Origin of the sequence: Methanoregula sp. (genome assembly GCF_049690535.1) — an archaeon.
Classification (GTDB): Archaea; Halobacteriota; Methanomicrobia; order Methanomicrobiales; family Methanospirillaceae; genus Methanoregula.
The window spans coordinates 1-8,125 of sequence record NZ_JBAVMX010000001.1 but is presented as its reverse complement, the minus strand read 5'-3'; the positions used below and the strand labels follow the sequence as shown (position 1 = coordinate 8,125).

Sequence of the window (8,125 nt, the reverse complement as noted above, 5' to 3'; positions counted from 1 at the left end):
GGAAGGCCGGACCGGGCCACGTTTCTCTCAATTAAGGGGATCGCTTCCGGGTCCTTGTCGTTTATCGTGACCGGGATCCCGCACTCGTTTGCGACCCGGAGCCCCCGGACCCCGGTCGCTCCCATCGCATCGATATAGTCGGAGGGTTTGAGCACCGAGAGGAGAAGAATGGTTGAGTCCCGGTTGAGCTCCATCCGGCGGTTGAAAAAGACCGGGGCAGTGCCGGGCGGGAACTGTTCCCGGTTGTCCTGGACCGGGACAAAAAACGTCGTTTTTCCTTCCGTTGCCTCGATTACGTCCATTGCGGGAGAGATGTTGAAGCGCGCAAAACTTATACATATTCCCCTGCAATTGGTATGAGCAGTGGGCGAGTGGCTTAGTCCGGATAGAGCGTTAGCCTCCTAAGCTAATGGTCGGGGGTTCAAATCCCCCCTCGCCCGTAACATCCCGCTCTTTTTTATGAACGAGTCAATCATTCCGGGTACATTTCGGTAGTGTCTTCACGAAATTTTTTTTTAGGAAAAATGAAAAAAATATTCTGCATCATAAAAAGAGGTGAACCCATGAAATGTGGTATCATTTGTACCTTATTGATCCTTTGCGTCAGCCTGCTCCTCGTTGCCGGCTGCACAACCCTGCCCTCTGGTAACCCGACTGCCTCCGGGGTCTCCGGTGGCACCAGCGCTGTCAGTGCCACGGGCCACCCGGTATTAAACCAGTATGAGACTGCTGTGCTGGTAAACGGGACGTACTCCGTCAATGCCACAATCGAGCAGATCACGCCCGGCCGGTCGCAATCCGGTAATCCTGAGGTTGACATCTACATAGACGCGAAAAATACCGGGACCACGCCCCTCCAGTTGCGATGGTTCAGCAGGATTACGGATGCACAAGGGGTCTCTTACGGGGGTATCGGTCTCTCCCATAATGGATCCGGTGCAGAGACTGCCATCCTCATGCCGGGGGTCAGTGATACCCCGCGGGATTATGTGGTCATTGATTCGGACAAGGATTACGCGGCACTGGCCAATGGGGCTACTCTTGAAGTTTTCTTTGTCACAGAGCCGCTCACCAAACAGACTCCTGTAGAATTCTCTGCTGCATGGACGCTGAATCCTGCGGCGTTCACCTGATCTTTTTCTTTTCTTCGCAGCCTTCCATGGCTCCGGTACCGAAGATACAGCGCCCGGCCCGGTCGTATTTGGAACGGTACGCAGGTCAGGCAGGTTAATTACCCAACGGCCAGATACCAGATCCCTAGAATATGGGCCTCGCAGGATTTTTCACGATTACCCGGCCGGCAAATTCGGTTGTCGCCGGGCTTGCCGCAATCGTCGCGTACCTTATCGCGACCGGCACGCTCGTGCCCGGTGTCATCCTGCTCATGGTCGTTGTCACCCTTATTACCGCAGCCGGGAACGTGATCAACGATTATTTTGATGCAGGGATCGACGCGATAAACCGCCCGGCGCGCCCGATCCCATCCGGTGCCGTAAGCAGGGATGCCGCACTGGTGTACGCGGGAGTCCTGTTTTTCTTGGGAGTTCTGCTCGCCGGTTTTACGGCGCCGCTCTGCCTTGCTATCGCATTGTTTAATGCACTCCTCCTTGTCGCCTACGCGGCCCGGCTCAAGAGTACGCCTTTTTTCGGGAACGTTGCGGTCTCGTATCTTGCGGCAAGCATCTTCCTCTTTGGCGGGGCACTCGCCGGTGGGAACCGGCTGATTGACATGCTGCCGGTCGCGGTAATCACGTTCCTTGCGATGCTTGCCCGGGAACTCTTGAAGGATGCCGAGGACATCGAAGGGGACCGCGCCGGGGGTGCCGATACCCTTCCCATCCGGATCGGGGTACGGAAGACTGCTCTTCTCGCATTCGTCTTTGCAGTTGTGGCCGTTGCCGCAAGCATGCTGCCGTATTTCTGGTGGGGGGCATGGTATCTCGCCGGTATCACTCTTGTAGACCTCATCATCCTCGTTGCAGCAGGCAGAGCGCTCGGCTGCACGGACTCCGCCCGGCTCAAAGCGGCCGGATCGACCGGCCTTCTCAAGATCGGGATGTTTGCCTCCCTTGTGGTATTCACGCTGTCAGCCGTGTACCTTTAACCTGTCGCGTGGAGCCGGTGACAACAACCTTTATGCACAAGGCCATGCCTCATCTACCTTGATACACTTTATGGCAAACGTCATCCGGAAAGGCAGCACGTACTATGCCCCCAAAGGGTCGTATTACGAAGGCAATGTCAGGATCGATGGCGATTTTGTTGTTCCCGCCCGGACCCATTTCTGGGGGAGGCTCGTTGTCACCGGGAGACTTGAACTGGGGATGAAGTCGAGCGTGGCCCTCGATGTGGAATGCGGGAGCGCGATCATCGGGAGCCATGCCCGGGTCAAAGGGCCGCTCGTGGCTGCCGGCGATGTTACCCTTCTCGATCACTGCGTGGTCTATTCAGTTGAGGCCGGCGGGAAGGTAATAATCAGGCCCGATGTCCGTGTCGGGGATGTGACGAGCAGCGATGCGATCCTTGTTCACGGGAAAATAAAGAGCGGGAAGTTAACCGGCAAGAGCATGAAAGTCATCGGGAACTGATGCCGGTTCGAGCCCCAGCGTTGCAACATCGTAGATATCCTGCCAGTTGACCAGCGTTTCCACGCATCCTTCCTTAATGGTCACCACGCCCATCGCAATCAGGCCGATCTTATCGGCCATGTCGACCCCTTCTTTTACCTCGGTCAGGCAGCCGACGCCGATGATTGCCTTCGGGTGGTATTTTTTGACCATCCGTTTGATAAACGACGATCCCGGTATGATGAAGACCCGGTATCCCATTTTTTCTAAGGAGATCCGGGCCTCGCCTACCGTGCACTGCCCGCAGTTCACGCATTTGAGGCCCTCAGGGGTAAGGTGGGCCGGGCACTTGGCGGATCGCAGGCACTGGGGGAAAAAAACCGCCCGCTCCGGCAGGGGAACCCGGGAGAATGCACTCGCGTTCATCGTGTTGTGGATCTTGATAAGAAACGTGAGCATCTCCTTGTCTTCGAGGCCGAGAAGCCGGAAGAACCCTTTCATGAACCCTTCAAGAAAGACGATCCCTGCCTTGATGAGCCGGGGGAAGTACAGGCGCCCTTTCTTTATCGAGTACAGGGAGATGACGACAAGGACAAACGATATCAGGAGTGCCGCAAGGATAAAAATGACGGTTGCTTCGCCGATAATAAACACAACGCTGTGCCAGGGGCCGAGATCGAAATCCATTGCAGGCAGATCCTTTTTGTTAAGATGAGTGGGCGTTGTTTTCAGATAAGAGTGCGCTGATATCGAGCGGTGGCCGGACGACGCCCGTATCCGTGATGATCGCACTGATAAGGTTCATGGGTGTCGCATCGAAGGCATAGTTCTTCACTGGCACGCCGTCCGGGATCAGGGTGCGGTTTCCCATGACCGCAAGTTCATCGCGCCCCCGTTCCTCGATGGTTACCTCCCGCTCGGTCCGGGTGGCATCGAAGGTGGAGAGCGGCGCGGCGACATAGAACGGGATGCCGTGGTGGCGGGCGCAGACAGCATGCATGTAGGTGCCGATCTTGTTGAAGACTGCATCACCGGTGATCCGGTCTGCCCCGACGATCACGGCATCTATCTTCCCGGTGCGCATGATATGAGCGGCGGTTGAATCGGTAATGACCGTGACATCGATCCCGTCACGGGCAAGTTCCCACGCAGTGAGCCGGGCGCCCTGGAGGAGCGGCCGGGTCTCGCAGGCGATCACCTTCACATGTTTCCCGGCCGCGACCGCAGACCGGACCACGCCGAGTGCCGTCCCCCACGTGGAGCAGGCAAGGGCTCCCGCGTTGCAGTGCGTGAGCACGGTGCAGGGATCCGGGAGGAGTGCGGCCCCGTAATCGCCGATCGCGTGGCAGCACCGGGTATCTTCCGCGGCGATTGCCGTTGCTTCGGCAAGGGCCGCTTTTTGTGCGGATGCCGCATCGGTTACGGCAAGCATCCGGGCAAGCACCCGGTCGACACCCCAGCTCAGGTTGACTGCCGTCGGCCGGCTCTCCCGGATACGTCCTGACTCCTTCTGGACCTTACGGGTAAACGCGTTCAACGATACTTCGGTGCATAAGTTCGCTGCAAGGGCGACCCCGTATCCCCCGGCAACCCCGAGTGCTGGCGCGCCCCGGATCTCCAGCCGTTTGATCGCAGTGATAAGACGGTCGACGCTCGTGCACCTGACAATCGCATACTTCGTGGGAAGCAGGGTCTGGTCGATGTACCGGATCCCGGCAAGTTCATCGTCCCACCAGAGAGTGGCGGTCTCTTTCACCGGGATCGCACCCTTGCAGCTGTTGCTTTTTTTGCGTCGATGAACGCTCGCATCGCCGCCGATTCACTAGAGGCCACGCTGTCAGGTATATCCTTTGGCGCGATTGCAGCGCCGGCCACGTAGATGCCCGGCCGTATCGTGCCCACGGTATCCATCGCATCGTGCACCGACCGGATGAACCCGGTCTCTTCTAAGGGAAGGCCCAGTTTTCCAGCGAGTGCTGCCGTCGCATCCGTCGGCTGGATGCCCACGGAGAGGACGAGAAGATCCGGGTGGAGCACGGTCACACCACCCGTCTCGGTGTTCTCCACCTGGAAGCACATGCCGCTCCCGTTGTTGTCGGCATGCACGTCAGAGGGCATCCCTCGCAGGAACCGGACACCGACCCCTTTTGCCCGCTCGTAGTACTCCTCGTAGCCTTTGCCATAAGCACGGATGTCCATGTAGAAGATCGTGACCTCAATCTCCGGATGCTTCTCCCGTATGAGCATCGCGTTCTTAATTGCCTGCATGCAGCAGACGCAGGAGCAGTACGGGCGTTTCAGGGGCATGTCCCGCGAACCGACGCACTGGATAAAGACAATGCTCTTCGGCTCTTTTCCGTCGCTCAAACGTCGGATCTTCCCTCCGGTCGGGCCGCTTGCGTTGATCATCCGCTCCAGTTCGAGGCTCGTCACCACATCGGGGAACTTCAGGTACCCGAGCGGGGATTTTTTCCTTGCATCAAAAATGTCGTACCCGGTGGTGACGACAATGGCTGCGGCATCAACAACGTGCTCTTTTTCCGCGTCCTCGTGCAGGATCGCCCGCGGTCCGCAGGCATCGTAGCAGAGCCCGCACTCGATACAGTGCTCCGTGTCCTTGACCACCCGGTCTGGGACCACCTGCGGGTGGGGCTTGTAGATCGCTTTTCGTACCCCGACCCCGGCGTCGAACCGGTTGTAGACCTCGACCGGGCAGATCTCGATACAGTCGCCGCAGCCGGTGCAGGCGTCCATGTCGATGTAACGGGGGTGCTCGCGGATGGTAACCCGGAAGTGCCCGGCATCGCCTTCAATTTTTTCCACTTCTGAAAGGGTATGGATCCGGATATTTGCGTGCCTTTGCACCTCCACCATCTTCGGTGAGAGGATGCACATGGAGCAGTCGTTTGTCGGAAAGGTCTTATCAAGCTGCGCCATATGGCCGCCGATGGTGGGCTCCCTTTCTACCAGGTGTACGGTGACACCGTGGTTGGCGAGATCGAGCGCTGCCTGGATGCCGGAGACCCCGGCCCCGATGACGACCACGTCACCCATGGGTGTATTCCCCGGCAAGCCTGACATAGGACCGCGCATTTTCAAGGATGTGCGCACGCTGAGCAGGGGTGGTCTCTTTGAGCACCTTCCCGGGCACGCCGAGCACGACCGACCCGGGCGGGACCTGCATGCTCTCGGTGACAACGGCCCCCGCCCCGATCAGGGAATCCTCCCCGATGACCGCACCGTTTAAGACGATCGCTCCCATGCCGACCAGCACCCGGTCACGGATGGTGCAGCCGTGGAGGATCGCCCCGTGGCCAACGGAGACGTCGCTTCCGAGCGTCGTCGGGAAGCCGGCGCTCGTGTGAACAACGCAGTTGTCTTGGATATTCGACCGGTCGCCGATGATGATCCGGTCCTTGTCGGCCCGGATGACCGCGCCAAACCAGATGCCGACATCCTTCCCGAACGTGACCCTGCCGATGACCGTTGCATTGGGCGCACACCAGAGCGGTGTGCCAGCGATCTTCCCATCCATACCCATATTATCATAGGAACTTAACGTACAGACAGTATGAAGGTTATGGTAGGGGGCACGTTTGACCCATTGCACGACGGTCACAAGCGCCTCCTGACACGGTCGTTTGCGCTTGCCGGTCCTGATGGGCAGGTCGTGATTGGCCTTACGACGGATGCGTTTGCAAGCAGGAAGACGCACCCGATCCATCCCTTTGCCGAACGCAAGGCCGACCTTGAGACATTCATCGCGGGAGGCATCACCACCAACGCCGCCGGGAACAAGTATGCGACGCACTGGGAGGTCGAACCGCTCAGCGACCGGTTCGGTTCGGCGCTCGATACTGATTTCGATGCGATTGTCGTGTCCGAGGAGACGCTGCCGGTCGCAGTCGAGATCAACCGGATGCGCCGCGAGAAGAATCTGCGCAAGGTGGACATCCACCAGATCACCTGCGTGCTCGCCGAGGACGGCCGCTGGATCTCATCGACCCGGATCTGGCGTGGCGAGATCGATGTGCATGGGCATCTGATGGCCACGGAAAAATCCGGATAATACGAAATAACGGGAAAAATAGGATACATCAACGGTGGGCTGTGCCGCACGGACGCCCCGTCATATGATGTAACTGGTCAGATCTTTTGTGATGACCGAATCGCAGTAGAGGCAGCGCAGCCCTTTCCCGTCCGGCAGCACCTCGAACCTGCTTTTTATCGGCTCGTTCGTCCGGGTGATACAGCCGGGGTTCGGGCACCGCACGCTGCCCACGATCAGCGTCGGGATCTCGACTCCCTGTTTTTCGCAGACCTTGAAATTACGGATAATATTGATGGTCGCCCGGGGGGAGATGAGCGCGATCCGATCCACCTCTTCTTTCGAGAGCTCCCGGTTGGAGATCTTGACGATGTCCTTCTTACCCATGTCCTTGCTGGGGACATTGGTCGCGATCGAGAGCGCCTCCGCGGTCGTCCCGACGATTCCGAGGATCTTTACCACGTTGAGCGCCTCGCCGCCGTCGATATGGTCGATCACGGTACCGTTTTTGATCCGCCGGACAAGGAGCCCTTCGCCCTCATCGTCGCTCGTCTCTGCGGGTACGATATGTTTCATCCTATCACATCCAGCAGCATGGCCATCCTCACCGGCACCCCGTTCTTCGACTGCTCGAAGTACCGGGCATGGGGCGAGGCGTCGAGGCGCGGGTCAATCTCGTCCACCCGGGGGAGCGGGTGGAGGACGATCAGGTGCTTTTTTGCCCCGGCAAGGAGTTCCGGGGTGATCCGGTAACTGGAGGCGACATTGAAGTACGAGGTCGAGTCCGGGAACCGTTCCCGCTGGATCCGGGTCACGTAGAGGACATCAACGTCTTTTATGACATCTTCGATGCTGTTGTGCGCGACAATCTCCATGCCCTTCCCGATGAGGGAACTTGCGAGGGACGGGGGCAGTTCGAGACCGGGGGGCGAGATCGTGTGGAGCCGGACGCCGTAGAGGGAGAGGGCGGAGGCGAGCGAGTGCGCTGTCCTCCCGTACCGCAGGTCGCCCACCAGCGCCACATCGATCCCGTCGATCTTCATCGACTGGCGGATCGTGTACAGGTCGAGGAGCGTCTGGGACGGGTGCTGGCCGGCACCGTCCCCGGCGTTGATGACCGGCACTTTCGCAAACTCCGACGCGAGCCGCGCCGCGCCCTCTTTCGGGTGGCGGATGACAATCGCATCCGCGTATCCGCTCACCACCCGGATCGTGTCGGCCAGGGTCTCGCCCTTTGCCATCGAACAGGCCTCGACGCTGCTCACCGAGATGGAGGTGCCGCCGAGACGCGCCATCGCGGATTCAAAGGACATTCTGGTCCGGGTACTGGGTTCAAAAAAGAGGACGGCAAGGATCTTGCCGTCAAGAGCATTTTTGGTATACTTCTGTTTCTCGATCTGTTGTGCATGATCCAGCAGACGATCGATTGCGCTGCGGTCAAAATCCCCGATGGAAATGATGTGATGCGTGGCAACTCCTCCCGCGCGAGATTTGTCAGGATTATATGCAC

10 protein-coding genes, 1 tRNA gene and 1 pseudogene are annotated in these 8,125 nt (G+C 58.9%); 5 read left to right on the top strand and 7 right to left on the bottom strand.

The window, feature by feature from the left end:
- Positions 1-302, bottom strand: a pseudogene (locus tag WCE46_RS00060) (tRNA (guanine(10)-N(2))-dimethyltransferase); the annotation flags it as partial.
- 63 nt (positions 303-365) lie between these two features.
- Between WCE46_RS00060 and WCE46_RS00055 the strand changes: the two are divergent.
- From WCE46_RS00055 to WCE46_RS00040, 4 genes are all read left to right on the top strand, one after another.
- Positions 366-440 (top strand) — tRNA-Arg (locus WCE46_RS00055).
- A gap of 123 nt (positions 441-563) precedes the next feature.
- The gene (locus WCE46_RS00050; RefSeq protein ID WP_424731660.1) at positions 564-1,133 is read left to right on the top strand and encodes a hypothetical protein; all 570 of its coding nucleotides are present in this window, start codon (positions 564-566) and stop codon (positions 1,131-1,133) included.
- 131 nt (positions 1,134-1,264) lie between these two features.
- Positions 1,265-2,104 (top strand): geranylgeranylglycerol-phosphate geranylgeranyltransferase, encoded by an 840-nt coding sequence (locus tag WCE46_RS00045; protein WP_424731659.1) that lies wholly within the window; start codon positions 1,265-1,267, stop codon positions 2,102-2,104.
- A 70-nt stretch (positions 2,105-2,174) separates the two neighbouring features.
- Positions 2,175-2,588 (top strand): polymer-forming cytoskeletal protein, encoded by a 414-nt coding sequence (locus tag WCE46_RS00040; protein WP_424731658.1) that lies wholly within the window; start codon positions 2,175-2,177, stop codon positions 2,586-2,588.
- Here the strand turns inward: WCE46_RS00040 and WCE46_RS00035 are convergent.
- The 4 genes from WCE46_RS00035 to WCE46_RS00020 are packed head-to-tail and all read right to left on the bottom strand — an operon-like array spanning position 2,553 to position 6,102.
- The gene (locus WCE46_RS00035) at positions 2,553-3,254 is read right to left on the bottom strand and encodes a DUF116 domain-containing protein (RefSeq protein ID WP_424731657.1); all 702 of its coding nucleotides are present in this window, start codon (positions 3,252-3,254) and stop codon (positions 2,553-2,555) included. The two genes, WCE46_RS00040 and WCE46_RS00035, sit on opposite strands and share 36 nt — an antisense overlap.
- 19 nt (positions 3,255-3,273) lie before the next feature.
- Positions 3,274-4,323 (bottom strand): S-methyl-5-thioribose-1-phosphate isomerase, encoded by a 1,050-nt coding sequence (gene mtnA, locus WCE46_RS00030; RefSeq protein WP_424731656.1) that lies wholly within the window; start codon positions 4,321-4,323, stop codon positions 3,274-3,276.
- The gene (locus WCE46_RS00025) at positions 4,320-5,621 is read right to left on the bottom strand and encodes an FAD-dependent oxidoreductase (protein ID WP_424731655.1); all 1,302 of its coding nucleotides are present in this window, start codon (positions 5,619-5,621) and stop codon (positions 4,320-4,322) included. Before WCE46_RS00025 ends, mtnA begins: the two co-directional genes overlap by 4 nt.
- Positions 5,614-6,102: a gamma carbonic anhydrase family protein gene (locus tag WCE46_RS00020; protein WP_424731654.1), complete on the bottom strand. Its 489-nt coding sequence runs from the start codon at positions 6,100-6,102 to the stop codon at positions 5,614-5,616. Before WCE46_RS00020 ends, WCE46_RS00025 begins: the two co-directional genes overlap by 8 nt.
- A gap of 36 nt (positions 6,103-6,138) precedes the next feature.
- Here WCE46_RS00020 and WCE46_RS00015 point away from each other — a divergent pair, with 36 nt between their 5' ends.
- Positions 6,139-6,636 carry a phosphopantetheine adenylyltransferase gene (locus tag WCE46_RS00015; protein WP_424731653.1) on the top strand — a complete coding sequence of 166 codons (498 nt, stop codon included), beginning with the start codon at positions 6,139-6,141 and terminating at the stop codon, positions 6,634-6,636.
- A gap of 60 nt (positions 6,637-6,696) precedes the next feature.
- On the opposite strand, the gene pyrI is transcribed toward WCE46_RS00015, so the two are convergent.
- A complete protein-coding gene (gene pyrI / locus WCE46_RS00010; protein ID WP_424731652.1) occupies positions 6,697-7,191 on the bottom strand; it encodes an aspartate carbamoyltransferase regulatory subunit in 495 nt (164 codons plus the stop codon).
- Positions 7,188-8,075, bottom strand: coding sequence for an aspartate carbamoyltransferase (gene pyrB / locus WCE46_RS00005; RefSeq protein ID WP_424731661.1), 888 nt, complete (start codon positions 8,073-8,075; stop codon positions 7,188-7,190). The genes pyrI and pyrB overlap by 4 nt, the downstream gene beginning before the upstream one ends.
- Positions 8,076-8,125 lie beyond the last annotated feature (50 nt).